Source organism: Pseudoflavonifractor sp. HNCC25GI2 (assembly GCF_058136395.1).
Genome location: NZ_JBYUOW010000003.1, coordinates 13156 through 27496, shown reverse-complemented (window position 1 = coordinate 27496; position 14341 = coordinate 13156). Strand labels below are relative to the sequence as shown.

Annotated in this window: 16 protein-coding genes, 1 tRNA gene and 1 other RNA gene; 11 read left to right on the top strand and 7 right to left on the bottom strand. The window is 58.9% G+C overall.

What is annotated here, in order from left to right; all coding sequences use genetic code 11:
• Positions 1-73: 73 nt before the first annotated feature.
• From AC3YUO_RS05050 to AC3YUO_RS05025, 6 genes are all read left to right on the top strand, one after another.
• Positions 74-319: a hypothetical protein gene (locus tag AC3YUO_RS05050; protein ID WP_489961951.1), complete on the top strand. Its 246-nt coding sequence runs from the start codon at positions 74-76 to the stop codon at positions 317-319.
• A 301-nt stretch (positions 320-620) separates the two neighbouring features.
• A complete protein-coding gene (locus tag AC3YUO_RS05045; RefSeq protein WP_489961950.1) occupies positions 621-815 on the top strand; it encodes an alpha/beta-type small acid-soluble spore protein in 195 nt (64 codons plus the stop codon).
• A gap of 292 nt (positions 816-1107) precedes the next feature.
• On the top strand, positions 1108-1848 hold the full coding sequence (locus tag AC3YUO_RS05040; protein WP_489961949.1) for a WecB/TagA/CpsF family glycosyltransferase: 741 nt from the start codon (positions 1108-1110) through the stop codon (positions 1846-1848).
• Positions 1848-2516 (top strand): dTMP kinase, encoded by a 669-nt coding sequence (locus AC3YUO_RS05035; RefSeq protein WP_489961948.1) that lies wholly within the window; start codon positions 1848-1850, stop codon positions 2514-2516. The genes AC3YUO_RS05040 and AC3YUO_RS05035 overlap by 1 nt, the downstream gene beginning before the upstream one ends.
• A gap of 26 nt (positions 2517-2542) precedes the next feature.
• A complete protein-coding gene (locus AC3YUO_RS05030; protein ID WP_489961947.1) occupies positions 2543-3082 on the top strand; it encodes a DJ-1 family glyoxalase III in 540 nt (179 codons plus the stop codon).
• Entirely contained in the window at positions 3066-3644 is a 579-nt protein-coding gene (locus AC3YUO_RS05025; RefSeq protein WP_489961946.1) for a 5-formyltetrahydrofolate cyclo-ligase, read from the top strand. Before AC3YUO_RS05030 ends, AC3YUO_RS05025 begins: the two co-directional genes overlap by 17 nt.
• Before the next feature lie 47 nt (positions 3645-3691).
• Here the strand turns inward: AC3YUO_RS05025 and AC3YUO_RS05020 are convergent, their stop codons facing one another.
• Positions 3692-3880, bottom strand: a complete 189-nt coding sequence (locus tag AC3YUO_RS05020; protein WP_489961945.1) for a hypothetical protein — start codon at positions 3878-3880, stop codon at positions 3692-3694.
• 110 nt (positions 3881-3990) lie between these two features.
• Here AC3YUO_RS05020 and mltG point away from each other — a divergent pair, with 110 nt between their 5' ends.
• The 4 genes from mltG to gluQRS are packed head-to-tail and all read left to right on the top strand — an operon-like array spanning position 3991 to position 7723.
• Positions 3991-5112, top strand: coding sequence for an endolytic transglycosylase MltG (gene mltG, locus AC3YUO_RS05015; RefSeq protein WP_489961944.1), 1122 nt, complete (start codon positions 3991-3993; stop codon positions 5110-5112).
• 56 nt (positions 5113-5168) lie between these two features.
• Positions 5169-6389 carry a peptidase U32 family protein gene (locus AC3YUO_RS05010; RefSeq protein WP_489961943.1) on the top strand — a complete coding sequence of 407 codons (1221 nt, stop codon included), beginning with the start codon at positions 5169-5171 and terminating at the stop codon, positions 6387-6389.
• Positions 6390-6404: 15 nt separating this feature from the next.
• A complete protein-coding gene (locus tag AC3YUO_RS05005) occupies positions 6405-6779 on the top strand; it encodes a metallopeptidase family protein (RefSeq protein ID WP_489961942.1) in 375 nt (124 codons plus the stop codon).
• Positions 6780-6805: 26 nt separating this feature from the next.
• A complete protein-coding gene (gluQRS, locus tag AC3YUO_RS05000; RefSeq protein WP_489961941.1) occupies positions 6806-7723 on the top strand; it encodes a tRNA glutamyl-Q(34) synthetase GluQRS in 918 nt (305 codons plus the stop codon).
• Between the two features lie 51 nt (positions 7724-7774).
• On the opposite strand, the gene AC3YUO_RS04995 is transcribed toward gluQRS, so the two are convergent.
• The 4 genes from AC3YUO_RS04995 to ffs all read right to left on the bottom strand — a co-directional run bounded on the left by AC3YUO_RS04995 (position 7775) and on the right by ffs (position 11753).
• Complete coding sequence (locus AC3YUO_RS04995; protein ID WP_489961940.1) at positions 7775-9160, bottom strand: MATE family efflux transporter; 1386 nt, start codon at positions 9158-9160, stop codon at positions 7775-7777.
• 130 nt (positions 9161-9290) lie between these two features.
• The gene (locus AC3YUO_RS04990; protein ID WP_489961939.1) at positions 9291-9635 is read right to left on the bottom strand and encodes a YbaB/EbfC family nucleoid-associated protein; all 345 of its coding nucleotides are present in this window, start codon (positions 9633-9635) and stop codon (positions 9291-9293) included.
• Between the two features lie 30 nt (positions 9636-9665).
• A complete protein-coding gene (gene dnaX, locus AC3YUO_RS04985) occupies positions 9666-11438 on the bottom strand; it encodes a DNA polymerase III subunit gamma/tau (protein ID WP_489961938.1) in 1773 nt (590 codons plus the stop codon).
• Positions 11439-11488: 50 nt separating this feature from the next.
• Positions 11489-11753: signal recognition particle sRNA large type (ffs, locus tag AC3YUO_RS04980), an RNA gene on the bottom strand.
• 545 nt (positions 11754-12298) lie between these two features.
• Between ffs and AC3YUO_RS04975 the strand changes: the two genes are divergently transcribed.
• Positions 12299-12375, top strand: a tRNA-Ala gene (locus tag AC3YUO_RS04975).
• Between the two features lie 46 nt (positions 12376-12421).
• Here the strand turns inward: AC3YUO_RS04975 and AC3YUO_RS04970 are convergent.
• A complete protein-coding gene (locus AC3YUO_RS04970; protein ID WP_489961937.1) occupies positions 12422-14020 on the bottom strand; it encodes a recombinase family protein in 1599 nt (532 codons plus the stop codon).
• Positions 14021-14137: 117 nt separating this feature from the next.
• Positions 14138-14335, bottom strand: a complete 198-nt coding sequence (locus tag AC3YUO_RS04965; RefSeq protein WP_489961936.1) for a hypothetical protein — start codon at positions 14333-14335, stop codon at positions 14138-14140.
• Between the last annotated feature and the right edge of the window lie 6 nt (positions 14336-14341).

Below are 14341 nucleotides of genomic sequence, written 5' to 3'. Positions count from 1 at the left end.
AAACTGTGGTATAGTCAAATTGTCTCTCCCATCCACACCCAAAGGGGCATGCCCCCTTCAGAAAGGATTTTTTATGAAAACGTTCCTGCTTCGGGCGCTCTCCTGCGCCGTGCCTGCCCTGTTCATTCTGCCCGTCTTCGCCGAGGGCAGCTCCGCCTCCACCCCGGTCACGGACACCACCGGTTCGCCTCTGGTGGACGCTCTGGCACTGCTCCTGGCCGCGGTGATTCTCTGCGGGGTCATCTTCCTCTTTTATCGGGTTCTGCACCCCAAATCCAAGGAGGATCAGCCCCAAAACCGCCGGCTGAAGCGCCGGTAAGCGGGCTCAGGCCATTTTGAAGGGGCCCACACAGTTTTCCCACTATATCATGTTCCCCTTCCCACCGTCAAGGACACCGGATGAGAGCTTGTCTCTCCTTTTCTTACCGTCCTGCCGCCTGTGTGTCAAACAGGCGGCTTTTTTATAATGTGAGCCGTTCCTGTCAGCAGCAGACTAGCAAAAACAGGCAGGACACGCGAAGTATAGAAACCGTTCCGCGGGCAAAGCTATGCTCGGATGTTCCATCCAAACAAAAAAGAAAAATCTAAAAAACAAGTAAAACGGAAAAGGAGAGACAACTATGTCCAGCAATAAGAAGACTGTGGTTCCCAGCGCTCGCGATGCTATGAATCAGTTCAAGATGGAGGCCGCCAGCGAGGTGGGCGTCAACCTGAAGCAGGGCTACAACGGCGACCTGACCAGCAAGCAGGCCGGTTCTGTGGGCGGCCAGATGGTCAAGAAGATGATCGAGGCCTACGAGAACGGCATGAAGTAACCTTCCCGCCACCGGGATTGTATATTCCTGCTGATTCGTCTCAGACGGCAGCGGGCCGGGCACCCCAGTTCCCCAAAAGAATCTGTCGGCAGAACGTCAGAAGTTCCTGACTTTTATGACAGCGTCTTTTGCGGACAGCGGGCCGCCCGGCCCGCTTTTTTCTGCCCAAACGGGTGTGCAGAACAAAACCTTCATGGAAATTTCATAGACTTTTCTGGTATTACGTGGTAGAATGTATAAGTCGTGGAGCGCCTTGCCTTTCTCCACGTCAGTTTCATCCATGGAGGAACGAATGAAAACAGAAATTCTGGGTATCCAGTTTGATAACCTCACCCAGCAGGAGGCCGCCCAGCGGGGCGCCGAGCTGCTGGCCGAGGACAAATTTCACTATGTGGTCACCCCCAATCCCGAGTTCATTCTCGCCTGCGAGAAGGACCCGGTCTTTCGTGACATTCTGAACAAGGCCGACCTGGTGCTGCCCGACGGCATCGGGGTGGTCTACTCCGCCAAGATTTTGGGTACACCTCTGAAGGAGCGGGTACCCGGCGTGGAGTTTGCCGAGGACATGCTGGCCTGCCTCAACGAGATGGGCGGACGGCTGTACCTCCTGGGCGCCAAGCCCGGCGTGGCCGAAAAGGCCGGGGCGCGCATTCTGGAGCGCTACCCCAACATTGTGCTGTGCGGCACCCGGGACGGCTATTTCCAGGACGAGCAGGACGTACTGCTGCAGGTGGCCGCGGCCCGGCCGGACCTGCTCTTCGTCTGTTTGGGCGCGCCCAAGCAGGAGAAGTGGATGGCCCGCTGGGGCGCCCATACCGGCGCGCGGCTGGCCATCGGCCTGGGCGGCTGTCTGGACGTCTTTGCCGGCAATGTGGAGCGGGCCCCCGAGGCCTGGCAGAAGCTGGGGCTGGAGTGGGCCTACCGCCTGAAAAAGGAGCCCCGCCGCATCGGCCGCATGGCCAGACTGCCTCTGGTGCTGGTGAAAGCCGCCGGTGCCCGGGTGCGGAGCAAAAAGCAGGGAGGCGAAGGGTAATGCCCGGACGTCTCATTGTCTTTGAGGGCACCGACGGCTCGGGGAAATCCACCCAGTTTGCCCGCCTGTGCGCCCGGTTGGATGACATGGGCCGCAGCTATCAGAAGCTGGTCTTCCCCCAGTATGACCAGCCCTCCTCCGCCCTCATCCGCATGTATCTGGGCGGTGAGTTCGGAACCCATCCCGCCGATGTCAACCCCTATGCCGCCTCCGCCTTCTACGCGGTGGACCGGTACGCCTCGTTAAAAAAGGTGTGGGGGGACTACTACGAAAAAGGAGGACTGGTGCTCACCGACCGGTACACCACCTCCAACGCCGTCCACCAGGCGGTAAAGTGTGCCCCTGAGGATCGGGGGGACTTCCTGCGCTGGCTGGACGACTTTGAACACAACAAAATGGGCCTGCCCCGGCCCGATTTGGTCCTCTATCTGGACATGCCCACCGCTCAGGCGGTGCAGCTGCTCCGCAGCCGGGAGGCCAGCACCCACACCAGCGCCGACATCCACGAGCTGGACACGGGCTATCTGGCCGCCTGCCGGGACTGCGCGCTGCAGGCCGCCCAGCTGCTGAACTGGAAGGTGGTCCCCTGTGTGGACAGCCAGGGCAGTCTGCGCTCCATTGAGGAAATTCATCAGGAGATCTGGACGCTGACGGCTTCTCTGCTGTGAAGCCGCTCTGGTAAGGAGGTCTTTTTATGGTACACATTCTTCTCGCCCCCGGTTTCGAGGAAATGGAGGCTCTCATCCCCGCCGACCTGCTGCGCCGGGCGGGAATTCCCGTAGCCCTCACCTCCCTGGAGGGGGAGCAGGTCACCGGCGGGCACGGCATCACCGTGGCGGCAGACATGGAGCTGGCCAAGGTGAATCTGACCCAGGTGTCCATGCTGGTGCTGCCCGGCGGCGCCCACGGGGTACGCAACCTGTCTGCCCACCCCGCTGTGTCCTCCCTGATTCAGGAAGCGGTGGACCGGGAGATTCCTGTCTCCGCCATCTGCGCCGCCCCCACCCTGCTGGGCTCCATGGGCCTTTTGAAGGGTAAGAAGGCGGTGTGCTATCCCGGTCTGGAGGAACAGCTCACCGGTGCTCAGGTCCCCGAGGGGGCCCGGGTGGTCCGGGACGGTCTGCTGACCACGGGCCAGGCTGCCGGCTCCGCGGTGGAATTCGGTCTGGCGCTCATCGAGCAGCTGGCCGGCGAGCGGAAAGCTCAGGAGGTGCGTCATGCCATTCACGCCTGATCAGGAGAAAAAAGAGTTACGCCGCCAGGTGCGGGCTCAGCTGACCGCGCTGGAGGCCGAGCAGCTGCGCCGTGAGGACGACGCCATGTTTGCCCGCTTCCTGGCTCTGCCCCAGGTGGAGAAGGCCAACACCATTTTCGCCTTCTGGGGCATCCCCGGACGGGAGCCGGAGACCGGCCGTCTGGTGCAGGAGCTGACCGCCCGGGGAAAGCGGGTGGGTCTGCCCCGGATGCTGCCCGAGCATCAGATGGAGGTCCGCCTCTATGACCCCGCCATCCCCATGCACAGTGTTGCCTTCGGCATTCAGGAGCCCGGAGAGGATTGTCCCCTCATTACCCGGGAGGAGATTGACCTCATCCTGGTGCCCGCGGTATGCTATGACCGCCAGGGCTACCGTCTGGGCTTCGGCGGCGGGTACTACGACCGCTGGCTGGAGCACTTCTCCGGCGACCGGGTGGGCCTGTGCCGCAGCTGCATTCTTCAGGACCATGTCCCCACCGAGCCCCACGACACCAAGGTGGACACGCTGATCACGGAGCTGGAGTGCCTGTCCCTCTCCTGAGGGCAGGAAAAGGCGGGGCCGAAGCCCCGCCCTTGCCCGCTGTGTAATCAGCAGCAGCAGTTGTCGTCGCAGCCGCAGTTGTTGTCCCGGCCGCAGCCGTTTCCGCAGCCGCAGCCGCCGTTGCCGCTGAAGCTGTTGCCGTTGCCGCAGCAGCAGCACAGCAGGATGATGATCAGAATGATCCACAGGCAGCTGCAGCCGCCAAATCCGTTATTACTTCCACAACACATATACATGCACCTCATTTCAGATTTACGGGACGCGCTGTCCCGCGATTCTGTCTCATTCTATGGCTTCCCCCTGTCCCCGGTGACAGAGCCAAGAAACTTTATTAGGAGCTGACCCTATGCCACAGGAACGAAGAACCCGTCCGACATCCGATTCGTCCTCTCCCCGGCCTCAGCGCCGCTCCCGCCGCCGCTCCACCCGAAGCAGCATGGGCTTTGCGGCCATGTACGTGATCGGCGTAATCGGTGTCTCTATTCTCCTGGCCTGCATCGGCTGGATTGCCGCCAATGACGTGCTGGCCCTGAACAAGCCGGAAAAAGAAGTGGTCTTTACCATTTCCAGCGACGACACCTTCAACGATGTGGTGAACCGTCTGGAGGATGAGGGCCTCATTGAGTACAAGCTGCTCTTCAAGCTCTTTGCCACCTTCACCCACGGCAAGGACAAGGTAACCATGGGCACCTATACCTTGAACACAGACATGGATTACCGGGCACTGCTCTCCGGTATGAGCATTTACTCCTCCTCCCGGGCCGAGGTAACCATTACTATCCCGGAGGGCTACACGCTGGCTCAGATCTTCCAGCTGCTGGAGGACAACGGCGTCTCCACCGTGGAGGATCTCAACGAGGCTGCGGCCAATCACGACTATGCCTTCTCCTTCCTCCAGGACATCCCCCTGGGCGAGGCCACACGGCTGGAGGGCTTCCTCTATCCGGACACCTACAACTTCTACACCCCCCACGATCCTGTCTACGCCATCAACAAGATGCTGGTAAACTTCGATGCCAAGTACACCGAAGAGCTGCGCCAGCAGGTGGCTGACAGCGGCTACACCATTCAGGAGATCCTCACCATCGCCTCCATGATCGAGCGCGAGACCGACGGCACGGATCGGGGCAAGATCGCCTCCGTCATCTATAACCGTCTCAACAACCCCAGCGCCAGCACCGCAGGCTACCTGCAGATCGACGCCACCCTCGCCTATATCAACGGCGGCAAGGTGCCCACTGCGGCGGACAAGGAGATTGACTCTCCCTACAACACCTACAAGTACAAGGGACTTCCCCCCGGACCTATTGCCAACCCGGGATTGGAGGCCATCAAGGCGGCACTGGAGCCGGAAGATACCAACTACTTCTACTACACGCTGGGCGACGACGAGAAGCACCACTTCTTCAAGACCTATGAGGAGATGCAGTCCTTCATGGCCACCCAGGAGCTTTACAAGAGCAATTAAACAACAAGGGGCAAGGGTCCAGGCCCTTGCCCCTTCCTTTGGAGAGAGGAAATAAGATGGAAAAACACAACATTGAACTGCTCGCCCCCGCCGGGGATCCCGAGCGGCTGGAGATGGCGGTAGCCTATGGTGCCAACGCCGTCTATCTGGCGGGGACCATGTTCGGCATGCGCTCCTTCGCCGGCAACTTCACTCCGGAGCAGCTGCGTCAGGCGGTGGAGTTCTGCCACGGCCGGGGTGTGCGGGTCCACGTCACCTGCAACACCATGCCCCGCAACGAGGAGGTCGCCCGGCTGCCTGAGTGGCTGGAATTTCTGGAGGACACCGGCGTGGATGCCATCATTCTGGCCGACGTGGGCACCCTGGCTCTGGCCAAGCGCCATGCCCCCCACGTCCAGTGTCACATCTCCACCCAGGCCAGCGTGGTCAACTACCAGTCCGCTGCCGCCTGGCACGACCTGGGCGCCAGCCGGGTCATTCTGGCCCGGGAGCTGAGCCTGGATGAGATTCGGGAGATCCGTGCCAAGGCCCCCAAGGAGCTGGAGCTGGAGGTCTTCGCCCACGGCGCCATGTGCGTGAGCTACTCCGGCCGGTGCCTGCTGTCCAACTACATGACGGGCCGGGACTCCAACCGGGGTGCCTGCGCCCAGCCCTGCCGCTACCAGTATGCCCTCATGGAGGAAAAGCGGCCCGGGGAATACTTCCCCGTCTACGAGGAAAACGGAGAGACCTACATTATGAACTCCCGGGACATGTGCATGATTGACCACGTCCCCGAGCTGCTGGAGGCCGGTCTGGACTCGCTGAAGCTGGAGGGCCGGGCCAAGAGCGCCTACTATGCCGCCATTGTCACCGGCGCCTACCGCCATGCCATCGACGCCGCTGCCGCGGGTCAACCTCTGGACCCGGTATGGCGGGACGAGGTGGAACACATCAGCCACCGTCACTACTCCACCGGCTTCTTCTACGGCCAGCCCGGCCAGTACACCGACAGCTCCCGGTACATCCGGGACTGGCAGATTGTGGCCAAGGTCCTCTCCTGCGACGAGGAGGGCAACGCCCAGCTCACGCTGAACAACAAGTTCGCGGTGGGCGACCAGCTGGAGCTGGTTGGCCCCGATGTGCGCCCCCAGGCTCTGAGGGTGGAGGGGCTGTGGGATGAGGAGGGCACCCCCCTGTCCGAAGTCCGCAAACCCCAGATGGTGTTCCGGATGAAGCTGCCCTGTCCGGTGCCTCCTCTGTCCCTGCTGCGCCGGCAGGCGGACCTGACGCCCTGACAAGGAGGAAGCGCCATGGTACCCACCTACAAACAGATGGGCGACTGGCTGGAGGAGATCGCCCAGGAGTTCCCCGAGGCCTTCTTCGAGGAACTGGACGGCGGCATCCAGCTGGAGGAGCAGGAGCTGCCCGATCCCGACTTCCCGCCGGGAGAGATGTATATCATGGGCGAGTACTGCCACGACATGCTGGGGCGGTACATCGTGCTCTACTACGGCTCCTTTGTCCAGCTGCTGGCGGAGGAGGACCAGGAGGTCTGGAAGGACGAGATCTTCGCCACCGTAGCCCACGAATTTACCCACCACATGGAGGACACCGCCGGGCTCCACGCCCTGGACGACAAGGACGCGGAATTTCTGCGCCGGGCCAGGGAGGAATACGGCCAATAAACACCCCGTAAAAGGAGGAATCCGCCATGGAACAGCAGCCGGTAACCGGCCGCTTTGCCCCCAGCCCCAGCGGCCGCATGCACCTGGGCAACTTGTGGTCCTGTCTGCTGGCCTGGCTGGCCGCCCGGAGTACGGGGGGCGGAATGGTACTGCGTCTGGAGGATCTGGACCCGGACCGGTGCCGGAAGGAATACTGCGACCAGGTGATGCGGGATCTGGAGTGGCTGGGCCTGGACTGGGACGGCCAGCCCGTCTACCAGAGCCGCCGCTCCGACCTCTACGCCCAGGCCTTTCATGCCCTGGAGGAGCAGGGTCTTCTCTACCCCTGCTACTGCACCCGGGCCCAGCGTCTGGCTGCCAGCGCCCCCCACCGCTCCGACGGCATTCAGGTGTACGACGGCCGGTGCCGCTCCCTCACAGTGGAAGAGCGTGAGGAGCTGAACCGCATCCGCCGTCCTGCCTGGCGGATACAAGTGCCCCAACAAGACATCCAATTTGAGGATTTGCTCCAGGGCCCCTGTCGGGAGGATTTGGCCCGGGACTGCGGTGACTTTATTCTCCGCCGCTCCGACGGCGTATACGCCTACCAACTGGCTGTGGTCGTGGACGATGGAGCTATGGGGGTTACTCAGGTAGTGCGGGGCAGCGATTTGCTCTCCTCCACCCCAAGACAGCTGTGGCTTCAGGAGAAGCTGGGTCTCCCCCACCCCGAATATGGACATGTCCCCCTCCTGCTCTCCCCTGACGGCCGACGTCTGGCCAAACGGGACCGGGATCTGGAATTGGGGATGCTCCAGGAGCGATACTCTGCCCCGGAACTGGTGGGCATTCTGGCCCACGCCGCAGGTCTGATTCCCGAGGTCGCTCCGGTCACGCCCCATCAGCTGCTCCCTCTGTTTTCCTGGGAAAAGCTGCCCCGGAAGGATTTTTGTTTGGGTCTTTAAAAAAGCAAGGCGCTCTGCGTTGCAGAGCGCCTTGCTTTTTTACTGATACATTCACGGCTGACCAGCTCGCTGCTCCTCCTGGCGAAATTCTTTGAGAAAGTAGTAGAGCAGCATAGCGGCCGAGATGGCAGAGGCCACCAGATCAGAGGCCGTCTGGGTCATTTCCAGGCCCGTCAGGCCAAACCGGGCCGGAAGGATGAAGACCAGAGGAATGAAAAACAGGCCCTGACGGCACAAGGCCAAAAGGGAGGCCCGCCAGTACTTGCCCACCGACTGGAACAGCATATTGGCAAACACCAGCACCGCCCCCAGAGGCAGAGAGATGCACTGATACCGGAACGCACGGGTCCCGATGTCAATGACCTGAGGGTCATTCCGGAAGAAAGCGACAACCTGGGGCGCGAACACAGCGCCCAGCACAGCCATGGTGGTCAAAATAGCCGTGCAGAACCGGATGGAGAACAGGGCCGCCTGCTTTACCCGGTCGTAGCGCTCCGCTCCGTAGTTATAACCCACCACCGGCTGCATTCCTTGTCCGAAGCCAATGATGGCCGAGAGCAGGAAGTTAAACACCTTGGTCACAATGGCCATGGCCGCCACTGCCGCATCCCCGTAGACTCCGGCGTTGAAGTTGAGCGCCACCGTGGACAGGCTGGACATACCCTGGCGAAAAAAGGAGGGCATTCCACTCTCCAGAATCGTGATGTAAATCCGGGGAGAACGGGAGATATATCGGGGAGACACCTTGATGTCGCTGTGGCCCAGCAGGAAGAAGGAAGCCAAGATGCACATGCTCACACATTGGCTGAGCAGGGTGGCAATACCCGCTCCTGCAATACCAAGATCCAGACCAAAAATGAAAACCGGATCCAACACCATGTTCAGAATCCCTCCGGTGCCCAGCCCGATGACCGACCGGTTGGCTTTTCCCTGCCAGCGCAGTAAATTGTTCAGAGTAAAGGACACACACATCACCGGTGCCCCCAACAGAATGTAGGTCGCATAAGCTAAAGCGTAGGGATAGATCGTAGGGGTGGCACCCAGAAGCCACACCAGCTTATCCAAAAACGTGAGGCCCAAAGCAGTCAACAGGCTGCCGCAGACAATGGCCGCCACTATGGCACTGGAGGCATATTCCGCCGCCTGCTGCTTATGATTCTGTCCCAAAAGACGGGACGAGACACTTCCTACCCCCATGCCGATGGTAAAGCCAACCGCCTGGATAATGGCCATGACGGAAAAGACGATCCCCACCGCTCCAGAGGCACTGGTGTTAATCTGGGATACAAAGTACGTGTCCGCCATGTTGTAAATGGAGGTAATCATCATGCTGATGATGGTGGGAACCGCCAGCGTCAAAATCAGCTGCGGAACCGGAGTTTCCAGCATCCGCTCGCGCTGGTCGGGATGAAATTTTTGGTGGTGATGCAGCTGCATAGGCCCCTCGCTTTCTCGTTCCGGTTGTGCATCCGCCCTTCCTGGTCAGGTGCCAAATCTATTGTAACGCCAAACAGAAAAAGCTGCAAGCCATTTCAAAACGGCTTGCAGCTTTTTGTGTAAACCAGATTCAGAAGGGCAGGCCCAGCCCACCGGTAAGCTTGGACATGGTATCCGACGCATCCGCATCGGCCGCGCGCATAGCCTCATTGACCGCCGCCACGATCATATCCTGGAGCATCTCCACGTCCTCGGGATCCACCGCCTCGGGATCAATGGTCAGCGCCTTGAGCTCATGCTTGCCGTTCACGGTGGCAGACACCACGCCGCCGCCGGCGGCAGCCTGGTACTCCTTCTCCTGCAGCTCCTGCTGCATGCGCATCATATCCTGCTGCATCTTCTGGGCCTGCTTGAGCATGTTCATATTCATGCCGCCCATGCCGGGCATTCCCCGACCGCCAAAGCCTTTTGCCATCGGTTAAAACTCCTTTTCCGTTCTTTTATTTTATTGAATCACAATGTTGTCATATTGCTCGCCAAAAGCCAGCAGCTCATCCAGCGCATCCCCCGCCGGGGCCGCTTCCTGCGGCTGTTCTGCCTGGGAAGGGGCCGGCTGAGGTACAGCCTCAGGCTCGGGGGCCTTGCCTGTCACCACACTGACCCGGACCTGACCGCCAAATGCCGCAGACGCCGCATTTTTCAGGCCCTCCAGCACCGCCGGCTTATTGAGCATAGACCGGGTAAACTCCGTATCCACCCACAAGGTAAGCACTCCGTTCTTCCAGACGCCGGTCACCTTGGCCGGATTGTTCAGATAGGGAGTAACGGACGGGGGGACCTTTCCCCGCAGGCCCGCCACAAAGGAGGGCCAAAAGGCCCGGTCTTCTCCCCCGCTCCGGACAGGTGCTTCCGCCGGGCGCTGGGGCTGGGGAGCCGAAGGCTCCGGTTCCTTCACCGGCTCCGGAGCTGCCGTCTTCTGGGGCTCCTGCTGCCGGGGCTCCACATCCCAGGGCGGGACATCTTCCGCCGCAGGTCTGGACGATACCGGAGCGGGTGCCGCCGCGGGCTTCCGAACCGGCGCAGGGCGCTCAGCCGGAGCGGCCTGGGGCACCGGGGACGCAGCAGCTGCGGCACCACTGGCCAGCCGCTCCTCCAAACTTGCTACCCGGGCGGACAGTCCGGCAAAGGAGGCGTCCAGGCTCTCATCACACATGCGGATGAGGCACAGCTCCGCATCCGTACGGCGGTTGCTGCTCCGGGCCAGTTCCGCACCCGTTTTCTGCAGCAGCTCCAGCATCTGCAAAAGCCGCTGGGCGGAGAGTTGTTCCCCCAGAGAGCGCATGGTGCCTTCGTCATAGCCGCCGGTCAACAGGGCGGCACACCCTCTGGGAGCCGTCTTGCGCAGCAGCAGGTCCCGGGCCAGCGCGGACAGCTCACCCAGGACGGAACCTACGTCCTTTCCGTTTCCATACAGCCGCCCCAGGGTCTCCAGTGCCCCGGCGGTGTCCCGCTTGGCGGCCTTCTCCATCAGGGCGGCGGTCTCCAGATTGCCTGCCAGACCCAGAGTATTCAAAATTTCCTGCTCGTCTACCTTACTCCCGCTTCCCGAGCACTGGTCCAACAGGGAGAGGGCGTCCCGCAAACCTCCGTCAGCCAGCCGGGCCAGCAGCGCGGCCCCTTCCGGGGTCAGGTCAATACCCTCCTGACCTGCCACATACTCCAGCCGCTGGGCAATCTGTCCGGGCAGAATGCGCTTGAAGGAAAACTGCTGACACCGGGATTTAATGGTAGCAGGGACCTTATGAAGCTCCGTAGTAGCCAGAATAAACAGCAGATGGGCGGGGGGGTCCTCCAGAATCTTCAGCAGGGCGTTGAAGGCGGGGGTGGACAGCATGTGTACCTCGTCCACGATGTATACCCGCTTGCGCACCGCCGCCGGAGTATAGACCGCCTCGTCCCGCAGGGCGCGGACCTGGTCCACGCCGTTGTTGGAGGCAGCGTCCAGCTCCAGTACGTCCAGAATGGAACCATTCTCAATGCCAAGACAGGCAGGACACTGGTTGCAGGGATTTCCGTTTTGCGGATTCTGACAGTTCACCGCCCGGGCCAGAATCTTGGCGCAGGTTGTCTTGCCCGTTCCCCGCGTCCCGGTAAACAGATAGGCGTGGGACAGCCGGTCGCCGGATACCTGACGCTTCAGGGTGTCAGTGATATGGGACTGGCCCACCACATCGTCAAAGGTGCGGGGTCTCCACTTGCGGTACAGGGCCTGGTACATCAAATCACCTCATCGTGTCATTGGTCAAATAAATTCGGCGCAAAACAAGGCCGCACACCGACCTTTGAAGCGCACAATATGCCCGTTACCTAAACAGCCGGCTCAAAAACAGTACCCCCGCGGCACACGTGGCGGGCCGCTTAGTGCTGCTCGGTTCCCCGCCTGACACGGTTCACGGAGCCACGTTGCGCGGGACCGGTTTATCATCACTGCTTATTCAGGTCAGACGACACATCATACGTCCGGGGGCCGGGATTCATCCCCGCTGTAGCGGATTGCGGGTACAGGGCACCGCTATCTCCCCAACTAGTGCGGCCTTGCTTTGCGCCGAAACGTAAAGCAGGGCGGTAAATATTGTACTATATCTCCCGCCAATGATCAATGAAAATTTTTTAAACAGTGCACCGATTCGTTTTCCCTGTTTCACACCTTCTCTCTTCAAGTTAAATCCATCATAATTTTCGCAGGAAAATAAGACCATCAAAAATTGCCTCTTGGCTTGTTCTCCAAATTGCTTTATTCCAATTTTGAACAGACACATGAAATTTTAGACTTTACAATTTAAAAAAATCTGCTATAATATAAGAGCTGTGTAAGTTGCAGCGCATAGTCCTTAATTAGGTCTGTGTATCTATAATTCACAATTGTTAAATATGGGCCTATAGCTCAGCTGGGAGCGCAAAGGGTTCGGTTTTCTGCCTCATCTATAATTTCATATTGCTTTATTCTTCTGTTCCGCTTTTGGAACTGTTGATTTGGGCCCGTAGCTCAGTCTGGGAGCGCAAAGGGTTCGGTTTTCTGCCTCATCTATAATTTCATATTGCTTTATTCTTCTGTTCCGCTTTTGGAACTGTTGATTTGGGCCCGTAGCTCAGTCTGGGAGAGCGTACGGTTCGCATCCGTAAGGTCGAGGGTTCGATCCCCTTCGGGTCCACCACACTCGGGAGATCTCAAAACGAGATCTCCCGAGTTTTTTCATGCCTTCAGGATGCGCGATAGTACACACTCTTGTCCCCTTCCGGATACAGGAAGTCGAAGAACTGTGTGACACTGATTTTGAATTCCACTTCGATTTCAAAGTTCTTCCCGATATTCACCCGCTCAATGAGCTGCCGCAGGATCATCTTCTTTCCCTCAATGCTGCTGCCCGCATACAGGTCGGCCCAGGACATGATCTTGTCATACTCCTTTTGAACGGCAACGGCAGAGTTTTTCAGATCAGCCGCTTTTTCCTTGGCCTGTTCCAGCTCCTGTGCCAGTGCCGTCAGTTTGCTCCGGGTGTCCTCTATCATCTCACCGAGGATGTCCGCTCCAAAACTACCAGTCCCGTTGATGGTCTTGATGATCTCTTTTTTGTAGCTTTCCAGCTCCCGTTCTGCGGCGGCATGGAGTTTCTCCAGATTGGCCACCGAACTGTTTGCCAGTTGGAGTTCTTTCTCCCGCTGCTTTTGAATGAGCTGGCTCCTGGGTGCAGTCTTCATTCGCTCAAAGAGTTGGATGACAATCTTATCAATAATGCCGTCCAGTTTCTCACCGGAGTATCCGGTCTGACCATCACAGTCCTGAGGATGGCGGATCTTGTAGTGGCAGGCGTATCGGATACGGGTTTCCCGTTTGGGCTCACCCTTGGCGCGTCTTCCACTGCTGGTGGTCAGCACCAGCTTAGAACCGCAGTGGGCACAGTAGACCATCCCTGAGAGCAGAGCCTTCCCCTTGGAGTTAAAGGGCACCTCATTGTGGTGCATTGTCCTGGCCTCCATCAACTCCTGTGCCCGCTCATACAGATCCAGCGGAACAATTTGTAGCTCCGGAAAGATTTCTGAGCGTGTTTCCCCACTGCGCAGGATTCCCACATACATGATGTTCTTCAGCATTTTGATGATGGTGGTATTGGCGAAGTTGGTCCCCTTTCGATTGAGATAGCCGTTGTTATATAACCACCGGGACAACCGCTGTGCGCCGAACCCCTCATAGACATATTTTTCAAAGATGATGCGCACCACCGCAGCTTCATCCGGGTCAATCAGAATCTCGTTGACTTCGTGATTCTTTTTATTGAAGCGCCCCTGCTTTTCCAGGCGGTATCCATAGGGAACGATCCCGCCGCGGAACCTCCCCTCCTGCACAATTTGCGACAGACGGGTCTTTGTTCGGGCGGAGGTTTTGAGGCTCTCACCGGAGGCCTGCCAGTAACGGATGTAGTTCAGCAGTTTGTCGATATGATCATCCATCTTCTGCTGCCCTTCCATTGCGCTCCACACTTCGATTCCGTTGCGGATGAACCACTCTACTACGAAGGGTGTCTCATCATCTCTCCGTCCCAGGCGGTCGAACATGAACACCAGCAGGATGTCAAACTTCCGTTCCTCGGCATCCTGACGGATCTCCTGAATCGCGTCGCGGTCAGCAGCAGCCACCTTGAAACCCGAGACACCTTTTTCCGCAAATTCTTTGATGATCGTCCATCCCTGGCTCTCCGCAAATTCACGGCAGTATTGTTTCTGCATCGGGATATCATCTTTTTCTACCTGTCCTTTGGTAGAGACTCGATAGAGGCAGTATACTCGTTTGCTTTTTTCCATGATTGCACCTTGTCCTTTCTGGTATAGGACTGCGGTGCATATGGTTTGCTCAGATTAAATTGTCAAGGTTCATATGCACACACAGTATCCCACACCACTGGTAAAAAGTCTACTGAATCAAGCAGGCTCGTTTAGATTTTCAAAATCCTGCGCCATTAGCAGTGTCCGCTCAATTTTAGACACTGTATCAGGCTGTGTAATAGTGTTTTTGAAGCGGAGAGCAACAATCAGTCCGTCCACTTCCATCGTGATATATTCTGTCGGCTCAGAGTATCGGGGATGCTCCCGATCATACATTGCCTGCTGATAACTCATGTGATC

Excerpts from the sequence above, each read along its gene's own strand:
- AC3YUO_RS04970 (WP_489961937.1), bottom strand. The coding sequence starts at position 14,020 with ATGGAAAAAAGCAAACGAGTATACTGCCTCTATCGAGTCTCTACCAAA.
- AC3YUO_RS05020 (WP_489961945.1), bottom strand. The coding sequence starts at position 3,880 with ATGTATATGTGTTGTGGAAGTAATAACGGATTTGGCGGCTGCAGCTGC.
- AC3YUO_RS05045 (WP_489961950.1), top strand. The coding sequence starts at position 621 with ATGTCCAGCAATAAGAAGACTGTGGTTCCCAGCGCTCGCGATGCTATG.
- AC3YUO_RS04965 (WP_489961936.1), bottom strand. The coding sequence starts at position 14,335 with ATGAGTTATCAGCAGGCAATGTATGATCGGGAGCATCCCCGATACTCT.
- gluQRS (WP_489961941.1), top strand. The coding sequence starts at position 6,806 with ATGGAACAGCAGCCGGTAACCGGCCGCTTTGCCCCCAGCCCCAGCGGC.
- AC3YUO_RS05005 (WP_489961942.1), top strand. The coding sequence starts at position 6,405 with ATGGTACCCACCTACAAACAGATGGGCGACTGGCTGGAGGAGATCGCC.
- dnaX (WP_489961938.1), bottom strand. The coding sequence starts at position 11,438 with ATGTACCAGGCCCTGTACCGCAAGTGGAGACCCCGCACCTTTGACGAT.
- mltG (WP_489961944.1), top strand. The coding sequence starts at position 3,991 with ATGCCACAGGAACGAAGAACCCGTCCGACATCCGATTCGTCCTCTCCC.
- AC3YUO_RS04995 (WP_489961940.1), bottom strand. The coding sequence starts at position 9,160 with ATGCAGCTGCATCACCACCAAAAATTTCATCCCGACCAGCGCGAGCGG.
- AC3YUO_RS05035 (WP_489961948.1), top strand. The coding sequence starts at position 1,848 with ATGCCCGGACGTCTCATTGTCTTTGAGGGCACCGACGGCTCGGGGAAA.
- AC3YUO_RS05050 (WP_489961951.1), top strand. The coding sequence starts at position 74 with ATGAAAACGTTCCTGCTTCGGGCGCTCTCCTGCGCCGTGCCTGCCCTG.
- AC3YUO_RS05025 (WP_489961946.1), top strand. The coding sequence starts at position 3,066 with ATGCCATTCACGCCTGATCAGGAGAAAAAAGAGTTACGCCGCCAGGTG.
- AC3YUO_RS04990 (WP_489961939.1), bottom strand. The coding sequence starts at position 9,635 with ATGGCAAAAGGCTTTGGCGGTCGGGGAATGCCCGGCATGGGCGGCATG.
- AC3YUO_RS05040 (WP_489961949.1), top strand. The coding sequence starts at position 1,108 with ATGAAAACAGAAATTCTGGGTATCCAGTTTGATAACCTCACCCAGCAG.
- AC3YUO_RS05030 (WP_489961947.1), top strand. The coding sequence starts at position 2,543 with ATGGTACACATTCTTCTCGCCCCCGGTTTCGAGGAAATGGAGGCTCTC.
- AC3YUO_RS05010 (WP_489961943.1), top strand. The coding sequence starts at position 5,169 with ATGGAAAAACACAACATTGAACTGCTCGCCCCCGCCGGGGATCCCGAG.